Annotated in this window: 15 protein-coding genes; 8 read left to right on the plus strand and 7 right to left on the minus strand. The window is 66.9% G+C overall.

What is annotated here, in order from left to right:
• The first annotated feature begins 1 nt into the window (after window position 1).
• Complete coding sequence (locus OK349_RS11515; protein ID WP_265117941.1) at window positions 2–964, plus strand: sterol desaturase family protein; 963 nt, start codon at window positions 2–4, stop codon at window positions 962–964.
• A complete protein-coding gene (locus OK349_RS11520; RefSeq protein ID WP_265117942.1) occupies window positions 898–2,475 on the plus strand; it encodes a GMC family oxidoreductase in 1,578 nt (525 codons plus the stop codon). The genes OK349_RS11515 and OK349_RS11520 overlap by 67 nt, the downstream gene beginning before the upstream one ends.
• 37 nt (window positions 2,476–2,512) lie before the next feature.
• Here the strand turns inward: OK349_RS11520 and OK349_RS11525 are convergent, their stop codons facing one another.
• The 7 genes from OK349_RS11525 to OK349_RS11555 all read right to left on the minus strand — a co-directional run bounded on the left by OK349_RS11525 (window position 2,513) and on the right by OK349_RS11555 (window position 9,821).
• Window positions 2,513–4,918, minus strand: a complete 2,406-nt coding sequence (locus OK349_RS11525) for a TonB-dependent receptor (protein WP_265117943.1) — start codon at window positions 4,916–4,918, stop codon at window positions 2,513–2,515.
• A 227-nt stretch (window positions 4,919–5,145) separates the two neighbouring features.
• Window positions 5,146–6,621 carry an ammonium transporter gene (locus OK349_RS11530; RefSeq protein ID WP_265117944.1) on the minus strand — a complete coding sequence of 492 codons (1,476 nt, stop codon included), beginning with the start codon at window positions 6,619–6,621 and terminating at the stop codon, window positions 5,146–5,148.
• Window positions 6,622–6,635: 14 nt separating this feature from the next.
• Entirely contained in the window at window positions 6,636–6,974 is a 339-nt protein-coding gene (locus tag OK349_RS11535) for a P-II family nitrogen regulator (protein WP_265117945.1), read from the minus strand.
• Between the two features lie 143 nt (window positions 6,975–7,117).
• Complete coding sequence (locus OK349_RS11540) at window positions 7,118–7,321, minus strand: DUF2007 domain-containing protein (RefSeq protein WP_265117946.1); 204 nt, start codon at window positions 7,319–7,321, stop codon at window positions 7,118–7,120.
• A complete protein-coding gene (locus OK349_RS11545; RefSeq protein ID WP_265117947.1) occupies window positions 7,321–8,154 on the minus strand; it encodes an arylamine N-acetyltransferase family protein in 834 nt (277 codons plus the stop codon). The genes OK349_RS11540 and OK349_RS11545 overlap by 1 nt, the downstream gene beginning before the upstream one ends.
• Complete coding sequence (gene tldD, locus OK349_RS11550) at window positions 8,151–9,572, minus strand: metalloprotease TldD (protein ID WP_265117948.1); 1,422 nt, start codon at window positions 9,570–9,572, stop codon at window positions 8,151–8,153. Before tldD ends, OK349_RS11545 begins: the two co-directional genes overlap by 4 nt.
• 18 nt (window positions 9,573–9,590) lie before the next feature.
• Complete coding sequence (locus OK349_RS11555) at window positions 9,591–9,821, minus strand: zinc-finger domain-containing protein (protein ID WP_265117949.1); 231 nt, start codon at window positions 9,819–9,821, stop codon at window positions 9,591–9,593.
• Between the two features lie 157 nt (window positions 9,822–9,978).
• Between OK349_RS11555 and OK349_RS11560 the strand changes: the two genes are divergently transcribed.
• The 6 genes from OK349_RS11560 to polA all read left to right on the plus strand — a co-directional run bounded on the left by OK349_RS11560 (window position 9,979) and on the right by polA (window position 19,521).
• Window positions 9,979–12,021, plus strand: coding sequence for a putative bifunctional diguanylate cyclase/phosphodiesterase (locus OK349_RS11560; protein ID WP_265117950.1), 2,043 nt, complete (start codon window positions 9,979–9,981; stop codon window positions 12,019–12,021).
• A 61-nt stretch (window positions 12,022–12,082) separates the two neighbouring features.
• A complete protein-coding gene (locus OK349_RS11565; RefSeq protein ID WP_265117951.1) occupies window positions 12,083–13,006 on the plus strand; it encodes an ABC transporter ATP-binding protein in 924 nt (307 codons plus the stop codon).
• Entirely contained in the window at window positions 12,999–14,582 is a 1,584-nt protein-coding gene (nadB, locus tag OK349_RS11570) for an L-aspartate oxidase (protein WP_265117952.1), read from the plus strand. Before OK349_RS11565 ends, nadB begins: the two co-directional genes overlap by 8 nt.
• A 125-nt stretch (window positions 14,583–14,707) precedes the next feature.
• Window positions 14,708–15,814 carry a serine hydrolase gene (locus OK349_RS11575; RefSeq protein WP_372340572.1) on the plus strand — a complete coding sequence of 369 codons (1,107 nt, stop codon included), beginning with the start codon at window positions 14,708–14,710 and terminating at the stop codon, window positions 15,812–15,814.
• A 56-nt stretch (window positions 15,815–15,870) separates the two neighbouring features.
• Window positions 15,871–16,572, plus strand: a complete 702-nt coding sequence (locus OK349_RS11580; RefSeq protein ID WP_265117954.1) for a 2OG-Fe(II) oxygenase — start codon at window positions 15,871–15,873, stop codon at window positions 16,570–16,572.
• Between the two features lie 183 nt (window positions 16,573–16,755).
• Window positions 16,756–19,521 (plus strand): DNA polymerase I, encoded by a 2,766-nt coding sequence (gene polA, locus OK349_RS11585; RefSeq protein WP_265117955.1) that lies wholly within the window; start codon window positions 16,756–16,758, stop codon window positions 19,519–19,521.
• Window positions 19,522–19,575: the final 54 nt, after the last annotated feature.

Here is a 19,575-nt window from a genome sequence, read left to right on the forward strand (position 1 = left end):
GATGCCCAACCTGCCCGATCCCGTCGATCTGGCCGTTCCCGCCTTCGTCCTGCTCGTGGCGGCGGAGATGGTCGTCGCGCGGCTCAAGGATCGCAGCCGCTATTGCCCGCGCGACACGCTGACCTCGCTGATGCTCGGCTTCGGCAGCACGATCGCCGGCGTGCTGGCGGGCGGTATGGTGTTCGCCCTGGCGACCTGGGTGCACCAGTTCCGGCTCTTCGACATCAACTATGCCTGGTATTGGTTCGTCCTCGCCTTCGTGCTCGACGACCTCGCTTACTATGTCTTCCACCGTTCGGCGCATCGCGTGCGGTGGTTCTGGGCGAGCCACGTCATCCACCATTCGAGCCAGCATTATAATCTGTCGACCGCGCTGCGTCAGACCTGGACCGGCTTCTTCAGCCTGGGCTTCATCTTCCGCTTGCCGCTGTTCCTGATTGGCTTCCCGCCGGCGATGGTGTTCTTCGTCGCGGGCGTGAACCTCGTCTATCAGTTCTGGATCCACACCGAGATGATCGGGCGGTTGCCGCGCTGGTTCGAGGCGGTGATGAACACGCCCTCACATCACCGCGTCCATCACGCGACCAACGCGCGCTATCTCGACAAGAATTATGCCGGGGTGTTCATCGTCTGGGACCGGATGTTCGGCACGTTCGAGCCCGAGCGCGACGACGAGCGCCCGCGCTACGGCATCGTCCACAATTTGCCCGACTTCAACGTGATCCGCGCGGCATTCCACGAATGGTGGGGGATCGCGAAGGATGTGTGGGCGGCGCCGGGCATGAAGGCACGGCTCGGCTATATGTTCGGGCCACCGGGGTGGAGCCACGACGGCAGCCGCGATACATCCGAAACGATCAAGGCGCGCTGGCGCGCGCGGGAACAGGCGGGGGAGCAGTGGAAGAGGCGGACATCGTCGTCATCGGCGCCGGATCCGGGGGCAGCGCCGCCGCGGGCCGCCTGAGCGAGGACGGCAAGTACAAGGTCGCGGTGCTCGAGGCGGGCGGGCGCAATACCGGCTTCCGCACGCTGATGCCCGGTGCGATCGCGATGCAGACACCCGCGACCAACTGGGCGTATGAGACGGTCCCGCAGCCCGGGCTCAACGGCCGGCGCGGCTACCAGCCGCGCGGCAAGGGTCTGGGCGGATCGAGCGCGATCAATGCGATGCTCTATATCCGCGGGCATCCCTGGGATTATGACAATTGGGAAAAGCTCGGCGCCACTGGCTGGGGTTGGGACGATGTGCTCCCGGTGTTCAAGCGCAGCGAGGCCAATGGGCGCGGGACGAATGAGTGGCACGGCGGTGACGGACCGCTGCAGGTCAGCGACCAGAGTTTCGTCCATCCCGGCAGCGCGGCGTTCGTCGACGCCGCCGCATCGCTTCAGATCCCGCGCAACGCCGACTTCAACGGCGCCCGGCAGGAGGGCGCGGGCATCTATCAGGTGACGCAGAAGGGCGGTGAGCGCTGGACGGCATCGCGCGGCTATCTGACCGAGCGGCCGAATCTCGAGATCCTGTGCGACTCGATTGTCGAGCGCGTGCTGTTCGAGGACGGCCGTGCCTGGGGCGTCGCCTATTCGCGCGGCGGCCAGTCCAAGGTGATCCGGGCACGGCGCGCGGTGGTGCTGGCGGGCGGGGTGTTCGGCACTGCGCAGCTGCTGATGCTGTCCGGCATCGGGCCGGGGGCGCACCTCCAGGAGCTCGGGCTACCGGTGCGGATCGAGCGCGGCGAGGTTGGGAGCAATTTGCAGGACCATCTCGACTATGTCGCGGCGTTCGAGACCAAGGGCAGCTTGTTCCTCGGCCGCTCGCTGATCGGATCGCTCAAGGGGCTGGCGGCGATGGCGCGCTGGTTCCGCACCCGCAGCGGGCCGATGACCTCGCCCTTCGCCGAGGCCGGGGCGTTCCTCAAGACCGATCCCGCGCTGCCCGCGCCCGATATTCAGCTCCACTTCCTCGTCGCGATCGTCGAGGATCATGGACGCGCCAAGGTCAAGGCGCACGGCTATAGCTGCCACGCCTGCGTGCTGCGCCCCGAGAGCCGCGGCACCGTGCGGCTCGCCTCGCCCGATTCGCGCGCCGCGCCGCTGATCGACCCCGGTTTCCTCACCGACCGCCGCGACGTCGACCTGCTCATCAAGGGCGTCCGGACGATGTACCGCATCCTGGACGCGCAACCGCTCGCCGCATTCGGGGCGCGCGACCGCTACCCAATCGACCGGAACGACAATGCCGCGCTCGAACGCCTGATCCGGGCGCGAGCGGACACCATCTATCACCCGGTGGGCACCGCGCGGATGGGCAGCGATGCCGACGCTGTCTGCGATCCCAAGCTGCGCGTGCGCGGCGTCGAAGGCCTCTATGTCGCCGACGCCTCGGTGATGCCGCGGCTGATCGGCGGGAACACCAACGCGCCGAGCATCATGATCGGCGAGCGTTGCGCCGATTTCATCCGCACCGATCTCAGTTGATGAAAAGGGCCGGTTGTGACACCGGCCCTGATTGCGTTCAGAAACCCTTGCGCACCGTCAGGCCGAATGTGCGCGGCTGGCTCACACTGAAGCCCAGCCGGGCGCGCCCGCCGCGTTCGCGATCGAATGCCAGCAGGGCGTTCTCGTCGAGCAGGTTGTTGACGTAGATCGATACGCCGAGATCCCCCGGGAAGTTCGCGCCGGCACTGAGGTTGACCAGCTCATAGGCCGGCAGCTTGAGATCGAGCACCGTGGACGCGCTCGCGGGAGCGCCGCCGAACGGCAGACCATGGACGAACGTCCGCGGATTATTCTCCTGATCGCCCGGCTGGGTGAAGCGGCTGCCGACATGCTGGAACGATGCGCCGAAATAGGCTTCAGTGTCCGGCCCCACCGGGAACCCATATTGCGCGTTGGCGGAGATCTGGAACTTGGGCACCGATGGCAGACGATTGCCGTCACGGATGCCCTCGATCACCGTGCCATTGGGTCGCGCGATGGTCGCGTCGAACTCCGCCTCGACCAGACTGCCGGACACCGACAGATCAAGGCCGGTCACCGGTTCCGCCGCCAGCTCGAACTCAAGCCCCATTGTATGCGCCTCAGGTACGTTGAACACGATGCGCGAGGAGCAGCTGCCGGCGTCCGCCGTGACCTGCAAGTTCTTGATCTTGGTATAGAAGCCCGCGACGTTGAAGGTGATGCCGCCGAACTGGGCCTTCATCCCGCCTTCGTAGTTCCATAAGGTCTCATCGTCGTAGCGCGGCCGCCCGCCAAAGGTCTGCGCGTCGGGGCCGTTGGGCGCACCGCCGTCGCAGAGCGGCAGGTTGAGCGGATCGTTGACGCCGCCGAGGCGGAAGCCCTTGGCAACCTGGGCGTTGAGGGTCACGCGCGGCGCCACTTCGTAGCTCAGGATGAAGCGCGGTGAGAAACCCTCGGACGAGGTGCGGTCGCGGTTGTTGTCGAGGTTGGTGAACAGGCCGCCCGACTTGAAGGTGCGCTCCTCGTTATAGCCGTAATAACGGCCGCCCGCGGTGGCGGTTAACCCCGGCGCCAACTCGTAGCTGAGCTCGCCGAACACCGCGAGCTGCTTGAGCTTGTAGGGAATGTCGGCGTTGTAGGGGGAGTCGCCCGCAAAGCCGTTCGCCACTGCCGCCGAAGTTCCCGCGCCCAACGTGGCATCGGTGACCGCGTCATAGCCCGGCGTCGGCAGCCGCTGCGCATATTGGCGGTCTGTATCCGAATAGAAGCCGCCGACCAGCCACTGGAACGGTCCGCTGCCGGTCGAGGCGAAGCGCAGCTCCTGAGTGAATTGCTTGAGCTTGGTGGTGTCGACCAGGTTCGAGGGCAGCAGTACGCCTGCGGTCGGGAAGCCGAGGTCGACCGAGACGCTGCCGGTCAACGCGCTGGCATCGCGGCTGACGCGGATGTCGCGGTCGGTGTAGCTGGTGACGGAGGTGACGGCGACCGGCCCGTGCTCCCAGTTCACGGTGAGATCCGCGATCTTGACCTCGTCGGAGAAGCTCTCGTCGAGCAGCAAATATTGCTGGCGGCCGCCGAGCTGAATCGCCGGCCGCGTCGTGGTGTAGGGGTTGGCGTAGAGGTTGTAGACCTCCTGCCGGTTGAACCCGTTGGTGGTGATCTTCTGCCAGAGAAAGCGCGGCGTGATGCTGAGCTCGCTGGTCGGTTCGAACAGCAGCGCGATCCGCCCGCCATAGCGTTCGCCGGTGTTGACGTTCTCCTGCACGCCGCCGCCTTCGCGCAGCGCATCGATGAACCCGCCATAGCGCGTGTAATAGCCGACCGCGCGGAGCGCGACATTGCCGCTGAGCGGCAGGTTGATCGCGCCCTTGATGTGTCCGCCGAAGCTGTCGCCATCGACGAGGTTGATGTTCGCCTCGACCTTGCCTTCGGTCCGCGCGGTGGTGGGCTGATTGGTGATATAGCGCAGCGTCCCGCCGACCGAGCCGGAGCCGAACAGCGTGCCCTGCGGGCCGCGCAACGTCTCGACGCGGTTGAGATCGAACAGGTCGAGATCGGGCGTGAACAGCGACAGCGAGATCACCGATTCATCGAGATAGACGCCGACCTGCTCCTTCACGCCGGGCTGGTCGCGTGCAATCTGGCCGGCGGAGACGCCGCGCACGGCGACAGTGCTCTGCCCCGGCCCGAGATTCTGCACCGCGAGGCCGGCGATGTTGCGCGACAGGTCTTCGACGGTGGTCGCATTGGCGCGCTCGATCGACTCCTCGGTCTGCGCGTTGATCGAGAAGGGAACGTCCTGCACGGTCGACGCGCGCTTGGTCGCGGTCACAACGATTTCATCCGGGGCGTCGGGATCGGTTTCCTGCGCCAATGCGGCCTGGGCGGCGACGGCGATCGCGATGAACGAAGATGCGGCAAGGCACGCGCGCACGCGGCGCGCGAAACGGAGGCTAGTCATGGTCCTCTCCTGTTACAGGCGGCTCTGCGGCCGCATCGCAGGGTATAGGGCTTGACCAGAATTGGGCCAATGCGGCCCAAAATTTTATTTCAAGCGTGTCTTCTGTGCATCTGCCGAAGTAAAATGGCGATAAACCATAAAAAAAGGGCCGGTGGACTTGCCACCGGCCCAGTCGTCCGCAGGAGGAACGAAGTTAGGGGCCGCGCCGGAGCGCGACCCCAATCTCGTCAATAGTTGTAGGCGCGTTCGCCGTGCTCGTTGATGTCCAGACCTTCGGTCTCGACTTCCTTGCTCGGGCGAAGGCCGATCGTGTGCTTGAGCGCGAGGAACAGCACCGCGCTGACCACGCCGGTCCACAGCACGGTGGTGCCGACCGCCCAGAGCTGAGTCGTCACCTGGCCGGCCATGTCATAGGCGCCGGCCTTGGCGACGGGGGCGGTGTAGTCGATCCAGCCCTGGCCGCCGAGCGCCGGGTCGGCGACGATGCCGGTCCCGATCGCGCCGACGATGCCGCCGACCGCGTGAATGCCGAACACGTCGAGCGTATCGTCATACTTCAGCTTGTTCTTCACCGTGGTGACGAAGAAGAAGCAGATCGCCGAGGCGGCCGCGCCCAGCAGGATCGCGGTGCCGGGGTGGGCGAAGCCCGCCGCCGGGGTGATCGCGACCAGGCCGGCGACGACGCCCGAGGCGGCGCCGAGCAGCGACGGCTTCTTGTGGATGATCTGCTCGATCACTGCCCAGGTCACACCCGCCGCTGCTGTGGCGGTGAAGGTGTTGATGAAGGCCAGCGCGCCGAATGCGTTGGCTTCGAGGCCCGAGCCGGCGTTGAAGCCGAACCAGCCGATCCACAGCAGCGAGGCGCCGATCATGGTCATGACCAGGCTGTGCGGCGGCATCGGCTCGCTCTTGTAGCCAAGGCGCGGACCGATCACGAGGCAGCCGATCAGGCCGGCGACGCCCGCATTGATGTGCACCACGGTGCCGCCCGCGAAGTCGAGCGCGCCCCAGCCCCACAGCAGGCCGGCATCCTGCGATACGAGGTTGCCAGCGGCATCCTTGACGATCGTGGCGTGCAGGAAGTCCGGACCCGCCCAGTACCAGACCATGTGCGCGATCGGGAAGTAGGCAAGCGTCAGCCATGCGACCACGAAGATGATCAGCGGGGTGAACTTCACGCGCTCCGCAAACGCCCCGACGATCAGCGCCGGCGTGATGCAGGCGAAGGTCATCTGGAAAATCACGAAGACATATTCGGGAAGATAGACGCCGTTCGAGAAGGTCGCCGCGAAGGTGGTCGGATCGACGCCTTTGAGGAAGACCTTGTCCAGGCCGCCGACCAGTTGCGGGAACGGCGAGCCGGTCGAAGTGAAGGCCATCGAATAGCCCCAGGCGAACCAGACCAAGGCCGCGACGCAGACGATCGTCAGCACCTGCATCAGCACCGAGAGCATGTTCTTGGTGCGGACCAAACCGCCGTAGAACAGCGCGAGCGCCGGGACCGACATCATCAGCACAAAGGCCGAGGCGACCAGCATCCAGGCGACATCGCCCTTGTTCACCATCTCCGCCGTCGGCGTGAACGCGGCGGCGGCAGCAGGCGCCGCTTCGGCGACGTTGCCCGCCGCTTCCTGAGCCCAGGCAGGCAGCGCCGCGAACAGCGTGGCGCCCACGCCTGCGGCAAGTTTCAAGCCATTCTTCATCGAAACCCCCTTCATCAAAGCGCGGTCTGGTCGGTCTCGCCGGTGCGGATGCGCACCGCCTGACCGACGTCGAGCACGAAGATCTTGCCGTCGCCGATCGCGCCGGTGTTGGCCGCGGCCTGGATCGCCTCGACCACGCGGGCGGCGAGATCGCTCGCGCAGACCACCTCGATCTTGATCTTGGGCACCATGTTGGTGCTGTATTCCGCGCCGCGGTAAATCTCGGTCTGACCCTTTTGCCGGCCGAACCCCTTCACCTCGGTCACGGTCATGCCAGCGACGCCCAGCTCGGTGAGCGCTTCGCGGACGTCATCGAGCTTGAACGGCTTGATGATGGCGATGACGAGTTTCATTCCGCCCCCTTTCGCAATTGACCGGAGGGCCATCAGCAAAGCGCGTGCCAGAGTCGGAAATGTGCGGATTCCGCGGGAGTCGGCGGTAAGCGCGCGGGCCACGAAGGTAAAAAATTGTGCAGCAGCGAATGGCTGCCTAATTTTTAGGCTGTGTTAAGCGCTTCCCGCGCAATAAGCAGATCGTCCTCGTCCAGCATCACCCGAACCGGGATCAGTGCGGCGATACTGCCCTCGACGATGCTGGACCCGGCATCGAATGCGATGGCCGCGATGCCCTCGGCCGCGAGCCGGCCGATGACGATATGCGCCTCGGGCGGCGGATAACGGCCGAGCTCGACCAGCGCCATCAGCCCGCCGCCAGTGCCGGGAGATCACGGTGCAGGCGCGCGAGGAGCGCGGGCCGATCGGGGATCGCGATGCCGAAATCCGCTTCGATCACGGCGACGATTTCCTCGGGCGTCGCCAGCGTGCGCCGTTCGCTGGCGCCGCCGAGCGGGTGGAGGGCGAATTCATTGCCGCGCAGGCTCACCCGCCGCCCGGCAAGCGGGCGCGCGAGCGTGAGGCCGTGGCGGAAATGCGAGCTCGGATGGGTCGAGGTGTACCAGTTGGCCACTAGGTAATCGATCTCGTGCTGGGGCGAGAGATCGAAGCGATAGGTGGTGCGCCACGCGCTGCCGATGCGGATCTGCGCGCGCCATTCCTCGCCGTTGCGGGCGAAGCGGAAGGGCTCGTGCGGGGTCGGCTGCTCGATATCGGGGATCAGGTCGAGCACGCCGGTGGGCACGGCGGCGCCGAAGCCCGAATCGATCAGCACGGGCCCTTCGGCCAGCTCGACGCGAAGCAGCATATGCGTGCGTGCGGTGACCGCTTCGGGGTCCATGTTCCACACCACCCGCCCCGAGAGCGGCGTGACCGCGAAGCCGAGCGCCTCGAGCATGTGGCGCAACAGCCCGTTCTGCTCGAAGCAATAGCCGCCGCGCCCGCCATGGACGAGCTTGGCCATCAGCACCTCGGCCGCAAGATCAACTGGACGATCGAGATAGGGATCGAGATTCTCGAACGGGATCGCGGCGGGATGGCGCAGGGCGATCGCGTTCAACGTCGCGCGATCCGCCGCGACCGGCCCAGACCAGCCGATCCGCGCGAAATAGGCATCGATATCGGCCGGGCGCAGCGTCACGCCGCGGTGCCGCCCACCGTCAGTCCCTCGACCAGCAAGGTCGGCTGGCCGACGCCCGCAGGCACGCTCTGCCCGCCCTTGCCGCACATGCCGATGCCTTCGTCCAAGGCGAAGTCATTCCCGATCCCGGTCACCTTGGTGAGGCAGGTGGGGCCGTCGCCGATCAGCGTCGCGCCCTTGATCGGCGCGCCGAGCTTGCCGTCCTCGATCCGGTAGGCCTCGGTGCAGGAGAAGACGAACTTGCCCGAGACGATGTCGACCTGCCCGCCGCCGAACGACTTTGCGAAGATGCCCTTCTTCACCCGGCTGAGCAGCTCGGCGGGATCATCCCCTCCGGCGCGCATGAAGGTGTTGGTCATGCGTGGCATCGGCGCGTGCTGGAAGCTCTCGCGGCGGCCATTGCCGGTCGGCTCGACGCCCATCAGCCGCGCGTTGAGGCGATCCTGCATATAGCCCTTGAGGATGCCGTCCTCGATCAGCACCGTCTCGCGCGTCGGCGTGCCCTCGTCGTCGATCGAGAGCGAGCCGCGGCGGTCAAGGATCGAGCCGTCGTCGACCACGGTGACCCCCGGCGCGGCGACGCGCTCGCCGATGCGGCCCGAAAAGGCGCTGGTGCCCTTGCGGTTGAAATCGCCCTCGAGCCCATGGCCGACCGCCTCGTGCAGCAGCACGCCGGGCCAGCCGGGGCCGAGCAACACGGTCATCTCGCCCGCTGGGGCATCGACCGCCTCGAGATTGACCAAAGCCTGTGCCAGTGCCTCGTCGATCGCGCGGTTCCACGTCTCCGGCTCGAACAGCCGGTCATAGAGCGCGCGGCCGCCGGTACCGAAGCTCCCGGTCTCGCGCCGCCCGTTCGCCTCGACCACGATCGAGACGTTGAGCCGGACGAGCGGGCGGACGTCCGTGGCGATGAAGCCGTCAGGCCGGACGATCTCGACCACGCTCCACGAACCGAGCAGGCTGACGGAGACCTGCACCACGCGCGGATCCCGGGCACGGGCGGCGGCGTCGATTGCCTGGCACAGATTGACCTTGTCCGCGAAGGGGACGAGGTCGAGCGGGTCGGCATCGGTATAGAGGTGCCGGTTGGTGCGCGGCGGCGGCGCGGCCTGCGGACCCTTGGCCGGATCGATCAGCGCCATCGTCTCGCCCGCGCGGCGGATCGCGGCCTCGCTGATCTCGTTGGCATGGGCGAAGGCGGTGGTCTCGCCGCTCACCGCGCGCAGGCCGAAGCCCGAATCGGTGTTGTACGACGCGGTCTTGAGCCGCCCATCATCGAAGCCGAACGCCTCGGACTTGCGGTACTGGAGATAGAGCTCGCCATCCTCGGCACGGCCGAGGATCGAGGCGGTCAGGCGTTGGGCGGCGTCGGCATCGAAGCCGTCGCGATAGAGGAAGCCACGGGGATCGCTGTACATCCTCGGAATATAGGCGGCCTAAGCGCTGGCACCAGCCGGATGATCGGGCAATTCTCCCTGATCCGCGCCATCGGCGGGACCGCCGACGAGCACGAAGCGGCGATCACAATAGCCGCAATCGACATAGCCGAGCTCGTCGATCTCGAGGAACACGCGCGGATGCCCGAGCGCGGCCGGGATGCCGGCCTGCGCGCCGTCGCAAGCGACGCGGCGATGGGTGACGCGGGTGACTTCGGGCGGCGCGATCATGCGCCGCGGTTAGCAAAGGCGCGCGGCGGCGGCAATTGCCTCGATGCGCGCGAGGCTTCGGTCGACAATTAAGGTCCTCACAAGCATTTGACCCGTAAAAGCGCCGGAATGGACCTTCCGGCAAGCCGGGCCGGGCGCACAAGCGAAAGCATACCGCATGATCGACGTCGCACTTTGCATTGCGATTGACCATAATCCCTGGCTCGTACTGGTTGCCGTCGCGATCTGCTGCGCCGGTGCCTTCGCGATCGCGCAAACCTTCGAGCGGGCGAACCAGGCCGGCGGGTGGCAGCGGTTCGGCTGGGTCGTGCTGGCCGCGATGGCCGCGGGCGCGACGATCTGGTGCACGCATTTCGTCGCAATGCTTGCCTATCGGGCAAAAGTCCCGGTGACGCTCGACCCGGTACTGACGATCGTCTCGCTTCTCGTCGCGATCGCGGGGACCGGAATCGGGATCGCCATCGCCACCCGGCCGGGCCGTATCTGGCCGGTTCTGGGGGGAGCGGTGTTCGGCGGTGCGATCACCAGCATGCATTATGTCGGAATGGCCGCCTATCGCATCGATGGCATCACGCAGTGGCGCTGGGGCTATGTGTCGGTCTCGGTGCTGTGCGCGATCGGCTTTGCCGCAGCGGCATTCGCGGTCCTTCGCTCGACGAAACCCGGCCATTATCGCGCTGCGACGGGCAGCGTATTGCTGGTCACCGCGATCGCGACGCTGCACTTCATCGCCATGACCGCGCTCCGCGTCACGCCGCTGCGGCTCGACGATTCGGCGCTCAGCCCGGATGCGATGGTGGCGCTGGCCCTCGCCACCGGGCTGGTGGGTCTGGTGGTGATCGCGGCGGGCGTGCTGGCCGCGTTCATGGACCGCCAGACCCGCAACGACGCGCTGCACAGCCTGCGCCGCATGGCGATGAGCGATCCGCTGACCGGGCTGCCCAACCGTACGCATTTCCAGCAGGCGCTCGACACCCGGCTGGCTCGCGCCCGCCACGCCGGCACCTCCTTCGCCGCGATCGCGATCGATCTCGAGCGTTTCAAGGAAGTCAACGATCTTCATGGACACAAGGCAGGCGACCAGGTGCTGGTGGCGATCGCAGGCCGGATCGAGCGCGCGATGGGAACCGCCGACACCGTCGCGCGGCTGGGCGGCGACGAGTTCGTCGTGCTGCGCGACATCGAGGATCGCGTCGAGCTGGTCGCCTTTGTCGAGCAGCTCGACGCGATCCTGCGCGCGCCGCTCAAGATCGGCGGATATGAGACGCGCGTCGGAGCGAGCATCGGCGTCGCGGTCTATCCCGACGATGCGCGCGAGGCCGATGTGCTGGCCAACAACGCCGATCTCGCAATGTACCGGGCCAAGAGCATGCGCCACCTTGGCCCCTGCTACTATGACGCCGAACTCGACGAGGCGATCCGCGAACGCCGGGAACTTGCCAACGACCTGCGCCTCGCGATTGAAGGCAACCAGCTCGACGTCCACTATCAGCTCCAGGCCTCGGTCAGCACCGGCGACATTACCGGCTATGAGGCGCTGGTACGGTGGAACCACCCGCAGCGCGGCACCATCGGCCCCTCGGTCTTCGTTCCCATCGCCGAGGAGAATGGCCTGATCCTCCAGCTCGGCGAATGGGTGCTGCGCCGCGCCTGCACCGACGCAATGCAATGGCCGCACAAGTCGCGCGTCGCGGTCAACGTGTCGCCGGTCCAGCTCGCCCATGCCGATCTGCCGCAATTGTTCCACCGCGTCATGCTGGAAACCGGATTGCCGCCGCGCCGCCTGGAGATCGAGCTGACCGAAAGCGCGATCATGGCGGACCGCGCGCGTGCGCTGCACGTGCTGCGTCAGATCAAGGCGCTGGGTGTCGGCGTCGCGCTCGATGATTTCGGGACGGGCTATTCCTCGCTCGAAACGCTGCGGGCGTTCCCGTTCGACAAGATCAAGCTCGACCAGTTCTTCGTCGCCGAGATCGAGAGCAGCCCGCAAGCGATCGCGATCATCCGCGCCGTCCTGGCGCTGGGCAAGAGCCTGTCGATCCCGATCCTGGCCGAAGGAATCGAAACCGACGACCAGCTCGACGCGCTCCGGCGGGAGGGCTGCGACGAAGTTCAGGGCTTCCTGCTCGGGCGGCCCGTTCCATCGCCGGTCGGCACTCCGGCCGAGCCGCCGCGCCAGGCTGGTTTCCGCGCCGCGTGAGCGCGGTGCCGGCTGCCGGTTTCGCTTGCCAAGCCGGATCGCGAGTTCCAAGTCAGCGCGCATGAGCGACGCGGCGATCGAGATTGAAGGCCTCTCCAAAACCTATGCCGGCGGCAAGCAGGCGCTCGACGATGTGAGCTTCACCGTACCGCGCGGGCAGATCTTCGGGCTGCTCGGTCCCAACGGCGCGGGCAAATCGACGCTGATCAACATCCTCGCGGGCCTCGTCAACAAGACCGGCGGGCGCGCCAGCGTGTGGGGCTTCGACATCGACCAGCATCCGCGCAACGCCAAGCGCGCGATCGGCATCGTCAACCAGGAGATATTGTTCGACCCGTTCTTCACGCCGGTGGAGACGCTGGAGATCCAGGCGGGGCTGTACGGCGTGCCCAAGGCCGAGCGGCGCTCGATGGAGCTGCTGCGCGCGGTGCATCTGGAGGACAAGGCGCACGCCTATTCGCGCACCTTGTCCGGGGGCATGAAGCGGCGGCTGATGGTGGCCAAGGCGATGGTCCATGCGCCGCCCGTGCTGGTGCTCGACGAGCCGACCGCGGGCGTCGATATCGAGTTGCGCCAGCAGCTCTGGGCCTATGTCCGCATGCTCAACGAGCGCGGGGTAACGGTGGTGCTGACCACCCATTATCTCGAGGAAGCCGAGGAGCTGTGCGACCGCATCGCGATCATCAACCATGGCAGGCTGATCGCCAACGAGCCGACACGCGAGCTGGTCGGCAAGACGCAGGAAAAGGCGGTCGAGGTGACGGTGGACCGCGACATCGCCGCGGTGCCCGACAATCGCTGCTTCCAGAAGATCGAGGCGAAGGGCGAGCGCACGCTGGTCATCACCTATCGCAAGGACCAGGCGAATGCCGGCGAGGTGTTGGGTGCGGTCCAGGCCGCGGGGTTCGGCATCGTCGATGTCTCGACCCGCGAGGCGGACCTGGAGGATGTTTTCCTCAGCCTGACGAGGGCATCCCATGGCTGAGACGAGCGATGTCCTCATCGTCGGGTCGGGCGCGGCGGGGCTGACCGCGGCGATCAATCTGGCCGACCGGTTCAAGGTGACGGTGCTGGCCAAGGGCGCGCTCAACGAAGGCTCGACCGCCTGGGCACAGGGCGGAATTGCCGCGGTGCTCGAGCCTGGCGACACGTTCGAGGCGCATATCGCCGACACGATGATCGCGGGCGCGGGGCTCAACGACCGCGCCACGGTCGAGTTCGTGGTCGAGAACGCGCCCGCCGCGATCGAACGGCTGGCGAAGCTCGGCGTGCCGTTCAACGCCGATGGCGATTCGCTGCATTTGACACGCGAGGGCGGGCACAGCGCGCGCCGCATCGTCCATGTCGACGACGCCACCGGCTGGGCGGTGCAGGAAGCACTGCTCAACGCCGCGCGCGCCAATCCCAACATCACGCTCGTGCCGGACATGGTGGCGATCGACCTCGCCACCAGCCGCCACGAGGAACGCTATTCGGGCGCGGGCAATGTGTGGGGCGTCTATGCCGTCAACCGCGCGACCGGCCATGTCGAGCTGTTCACCGCGAACGCCACGATCCTGGCAACGGGCGGCGCGGGGCGCACCTATCTCTTCTCCACTGCGCCCAAGGGGGCCACGGGCGACGGCATCGCGATGGCGTGGCGCGCCGGTTGCCGCATCTCCAACATGGAGATGATGCAGTTCCACCCGACCTGCCTCTACAATCTCGAAGTCAAGAACTTCCTGATCACCGAGGCGGTGCGCGGCGAGGGCGGGCGACTGATCAACCCGACCACCGGCAAGCGCTTCATGACCTATTACGATGCCGAGCGCATGGAGCTGGCGCCACGCGACGTGGTGGCGCGCGCGATCGATGCCGAGATCAAGCGCTACGGCCTCGACTATGTCCATCTCGACATCAGCCACATGCCGGCCGAGTTCGTGAAAGGGCATTTCCCCAACATCTACGAGAAGCTGATCGGCCTGGGCATCGACATGACCGCGGGCCCGATCCCGGTGGTGCCGGCGCAGCATTATACGTGCGGCGGGATCGTCATCGACCTTGACGGCCGCACCGACCTGCCCGGGCTCTATGCCGCCGGCGAATGCACCGAGAGCGGGCTGCACGGCGCCAACCGCCTCGCCAGCAACTCGCTGCTCGAATGCTTCGTGTTCGGCGAGGCCGCGGCGAAGCACATCATCGCCAACTGGGACGATCTCCCCCCGGCCCCCGCGATCCGGCCGTGGGACGAAAGCCGCGTCGCCGATTCCGACGAGGAAGTGGTGATCAAGCAGAACTGGACCGAGATCCGCCGCTTCATGTGGAATTATGTGGGCATCGTGCGCACCACTAAGCGGCTCGAGCGCGCCGCGCACCGCATCAAGATGCTCAACGACGAGGTCGCCGACTATTACGGCCATTTCCGCGTGACGCCCGACCTGATCGAGCTCCGGAACCTGCTCCAGGCGGCCGAATTGATCGTGCGATCGGCGCTCCACCGCCACGAAAGCCGCGGGCTGCACTATACGCTCGACTATCCCGAAACGGCGCGGGAAGCCGTGGACACCGTGCTAGTTCCTTGATTCCTTACCGCTTTGTTCACGCTTTACCGTCATATTCGCGGCATTCGTCGCAGCTTGGCATCAATGTGCTTGAACCAGCCCGGTTCATGGAGACATAATCACATTGGGCAAGGGGCAGTGTGAGCGTGTTGGCAATTCAGGATTTCTCGATCGTTCAACGGGCATTGACGCTGTGCGGGCTCGCGCCCGCGCTGCTGATCGGCGCGGGGGTGCATTCGCAAGAGGTGCCGCATAACCTGGTGCCGCCGAGCTATCGCGTCACGATGAGCCTTCCGCCGGCGCCGCGGCCACTGCCGGTCGCGCCGGCGCCGGCCATGCTTCAGTCGAGTATCGCCACGCTCGCGCGCAATTTCGGCGGCGTCGTCGGGGTCTCGGTGCGCAGCCTCGACGCCGGCTGGCAGGTCGACGCCAACGGCGCGCGGCGCATGCCGCAGCAGAGTGTCTCCAAGCTGTGGGTGGCGATGACCGTGCTCGACGCGCGCGACCGCGGCCAGCTGACGCTCGACGATCCGGTGACGCTGACGCGCGAGAACCTCACCGTCTTCCACCAGCCGATCGCCGCGCTCGTCGTGAAGGACGGCGTCTACCGCACTACGGTGCGCGAGCTGCTGCTGCGCGCGATGCAGCAGAGCGACAACACCGCCAACGACCGGCTGCTCCATCTGGTCGGCGGTCCCGAGGCGGTGCGCGCCTTCATCCGCGACAAGGGGCTGGGCGACATCCGCTTCGGCCCGGGCGAACGGTTGCTGCAGGCCGGCACCGCGGGCCTCGAATGGAGGCCCGAATATTCGGTCGGGCGCGCATTCTATCAGGCGCGCGCGGCGCTTTCTCCGACAGTGCGGCGCGCGGCGTTCAACGCCTATGTCGCCGATCCGCCCGACGGCGCCGCGCCGGCCGCGATCGCGCTGGCGCTGGCCCGACTCAAGGCGGGGGAAGTCCTGTCCCCTTCGTCGAGCCGTTGGCTGATGACGGTGATGGAAGCCTCGCGCACCGGCAAGTTCCGGCTGCGCGGCGCCGTCCCGCCGGGCTGGAGCTTCGGGCACAAGACCGGCACCGGCCAGAATCTGGGCGGGCGCACCGCGGGCTATAACGATGTCGGCATCCTGACCGCGCCCGACGGCAAGGCCTATTCGATCGCGGTGATGATCGGCGACACGCCGCGGACGATCAAGGAACGCCAGGAGCTGATGCAGGCGGTGGTCGCCGCGGTCGTCGCCAATCATCAGCTGTAAGTTCGGGCGCAAGCTCCGGGAAGCATGGCGCGCGGGCGCGGCCTAGACGCCGCGGCATGACCTCTACGCCCGCTCGCCACGACTGGCCCGCCATCGAAACCGCGCTCGATCAGGAAGGCTGGGCGGTGCTGCCCGGCCTGCTCTCCGCCAGCGCATGCACGACTCTCGCTGGGATCTATGACGCGGATGCGCCATTCCGCAGCACGGTGACGATGGCGCGGCACGGGTTCGGGCGCGGCGAATATCGCTACTTCGCCTATCCGTTGCCGCCGCTGGTGTCGGCGCTGCGCGCCGCGGTCTATCCGCATCTCGCGGACATCGCCAACCGCTGGCACGACCGGATGGGATTGAGCCGGCGCTTTCCCGTGGCGCATGAGGAGTTCCTGGCCGAATGCCGGGCGGGCGGGCAGACCCGTCCGACACCGCTGCTGCTGCGCTACGGCCCCGGCGACTATAACTGCCTGCATCAGGACTTGTACGGCGATCACGTCTTCCCGCTCCAGGTCGCGGTGCTGCTCTCGGCGCCCGGCGCGGACTTCGACGGCGGCGAGCTGGTGCTGACCGAGCAGCGGCCGCGGATGCAGTCGCGCGCGGCGGTGGTGCCGCTCGGCCAGGGCGATGCAGTGGTGTTCGCCGTCAACCAGCGGCCGGTGCGCGGTGGCCGCGGCGACTATCGCGTGACGATGCGGCACGGGGTGAGCGCGGTCCGGCGCGGGCGGCGGCATACGCTCGGCATCATCTTCCACGATGCGCGTTAGGTGACGATCCGGCTTTCGCCGAATCGTGGCGGCACCGGCCCGCTCCCCCACCCGGCCACCCAACGACAGTATTTTATGGGTGGCCGGGTGGGGGAGCGGGCCGGTGCCGCATCCGCGTGAGCGGATCCACACAAACGCCGCGAAATAGTTTGAGCCGTCCGCGGCATGGGCTATCTCCCGACCATGCCCCATCTCTATCTGGTCGACGGCTCCGGCTATATCTTCCGCGCCTATCACCGGCTGCCGCCGCTCACCAACAAGCATGGCGAGCCGGTCGGCGCGGTCTATGGCTACACCACGATGCTGTGGAAGCTCGCCGACGAGCTCAACAAGGCCGACGGCCCGACGCACATGGCGGTGATCCTCGACAAGAGCGAGCACACCTTCCGCAACGATCTCTACGACCAGTACAAGGCGCACCGCCCGCCCGCGCCTGAGGATCTCGTCCCGCAATTCCCAATGATCCGCGATGCGACACGCGCCTTCAGCCTGCCGTGCATCGAGGAACTGGGCTGGGAAGCCGACGACCTGATCGCATCCTATACCAAGGCCGCGCTGGCGCAGGGTTGGTCGGTCACGATCGTCAGCTCCGACAAAGATCTGATGCAGCTGATGACCGATCCGTCGGTCGACATGCTCGACACGATGAACAACCGCCGGCTGGGGCCGGAGGCGACGTTCGAGAAGTTCGGCGTCTATCCCGACAAGCTCGGCGAGGTGCTGGCGCTGATGGGCGACAGCGTCGACAATGTGCCCGGCGTCCCCGGTGTCGGCCCCAAGACCGCGGCCAAGCTGATCGCCGAGCATGGCGATGTCGAGGCGGTGCTCGCCGCGGCGCCGTCGATGAAGCCGGGCAAGCTGCGCGACAATCTGATCGAGCATGCCGAGATGGCGCGGCTGTCGCGCAAGCTGGTCGAGCTGTCGTGCGACGTGCCGCTGCCCGATCCGCTCGAGGAACTCGAGCTCAAGGGCATCCCCGATGCGCCGCTGCGCGCGTTTCTCGAGCATCACGGCTTCAAGTCGCTGCTCGCGCGGCTGAGCTCGGCGGCGACCGTCGCCGACGCGCCGGTCGAGAGCCCCGAGCCGGTGCCGCTGCCCGAGGATCCGCCCTGCGACCACGACAATTACGAGACGGTGGTGGACGAGACCGCGCTCGATCGCTGGATCACCGTGGCGAAGCACCAGGGCTGGGTGGCGATCGACACCGAGACCACCGGCGTCGACGCGACCCGCGCCGAGCTGGTCGGGGTGAGCATGGCGCTTCATCCCAACCTCGCCTGCTACATCCCGATGGCGCATGGCGGCACCGACATGTTCGCCGAGAAGCCAGTCCAACTCGACCGCGACCTGGTGATCGCCAAGCTCAAGCCGTTGCTCGAAGATCCGGCGGTGCTCAAGATCGGGCACAACATCAAATACGACCTGATCGTATTGTCCCGGGTCGGGATCGACGTCGCGCCCTATGACGACACGATCGTGATGAGCTTCGACCTCGATGCGGGCCTGCATGGCCATGGCATGGACGAGCTGGCCGCGACTCACCTGTCGCACTCGTGCATCGCCTACAAGGACGTGGTCGGCGCGGGGAAGAAGCAGCTCAGCTTCAACGAGGTCGATCTCAAGGCCGCGACGCGCTATGCCGCCGAGGATGCCGACGTCACGCTGCGGCTGTGGCGCCGCTTCAAGCCGCGGCTGCCGTTCGAGGGCTCGACGCGCGTCTACGAGATGGTCGACCGGCCGCTCGCCCGGGTGATCGCCAGCATGGAGCTGGCCGGGGTCAAGGTCGATGCCGGGGTGCTGGCGAAGCTCTCCGACGACTTCTCCAAGCAGATCGCGGCGCTCGAGGAGGAGATCCACGGCCTAGCCGGATTCAAGTTCACCATCGGCAGCCCCAAGCAGCTCGGCGACGTGCTGTTCGATAAGATGGGCATCAAGGGCGGGCGCAAGGGCAAGTCGGGGGTCTATTCGACCGACGTCAACGAGCTCGAGCGGATCGCCGCGGACAAGGACTCCCCGGGTCGCGAAATGGTGGTCAAGGTGCTCGACTGGCGCCAGCTCACCAAGCTCAAATCCACCTATACCGACGCGCTGCAGGCGCAGATCAACCCCGCGACCGGGCGCGTGCACACCAGCTACTCGCTCACCGGCGCGCAGACCGGGCGGCTTTCATCGACCGACCCCAACCTCCAGAACATCCCGGTGCGGACCGAGGTCGGGCGGCAGATCCGCGACGCGTTCGTCGCCGAGCCGGGCAACGTCATCCTCTCGGCCGACTATTCGCAGATCGAGCTGCGGCTTGCGGCGCACATCGCTGACGTGCCGCAGCTGCGCGAGGCATTCGAGCGCGGCGACGACATCCACAATTTGACCGCGACCGAGCTGTTCGGCGAGGTGAACCGGGATACCCGTGGCCGGGCGAAGACGATCAACTTCGCGATCCTCTACGGCATCTCGCGCTGGGGCCTCGCCGGCCGGCTCGATGTGACGCCCGACGAGGCGCAGGCGATGATCGACCGCTATTTCGAGCGCTTCCCCGGCATCAGCCGCTACATCGCCGACACGCTCAACGACGCCAAGGCGCGCGGCTATACCGAGACACTGTTCGGCCGGAAGACGCATTTCCCGCGCCTCAAGTCGCCCAACCCCAACGAACGCGGCGGCAGCGAGCGCGCCGCGATCAACGCGCCGATCCAGGGCACCAGCGCCGACATCATCAAGCGCGCGATGGCGCGGATGGGCCCGGCGCTGCGGGACGCGGGCCTGCATGACGTCAGGATGCTGATGCAGGTGCACGACGAACTGGTGTTCGAGCTCCCCGAGCGCGATGTGGAAGCGGCGACGCCGATCATCCGTCATGTGATGGAGACGGCGGCCGAACCAGCAGTTAAGCTCACCGTGCCGCTCGGCGTCGAGATCGGCACCGGGCCGAGCTGGGGCGCGGCGCATTGACACTGGATATTGCGTTCGTTTGGGGCGAAACCGGCTGGGACATGGGGATCGGAG

It is taken from the genome of Sphingomonas sp. BT-65 (assembly GCF_026107375.2).
Taxonomy (GTDB): domain Bacteria; phylum Pseudomonadota; class Alphaproteobacteria; order Sphingomonadales; family Sphingomonadaceae; genus Sphingomonas.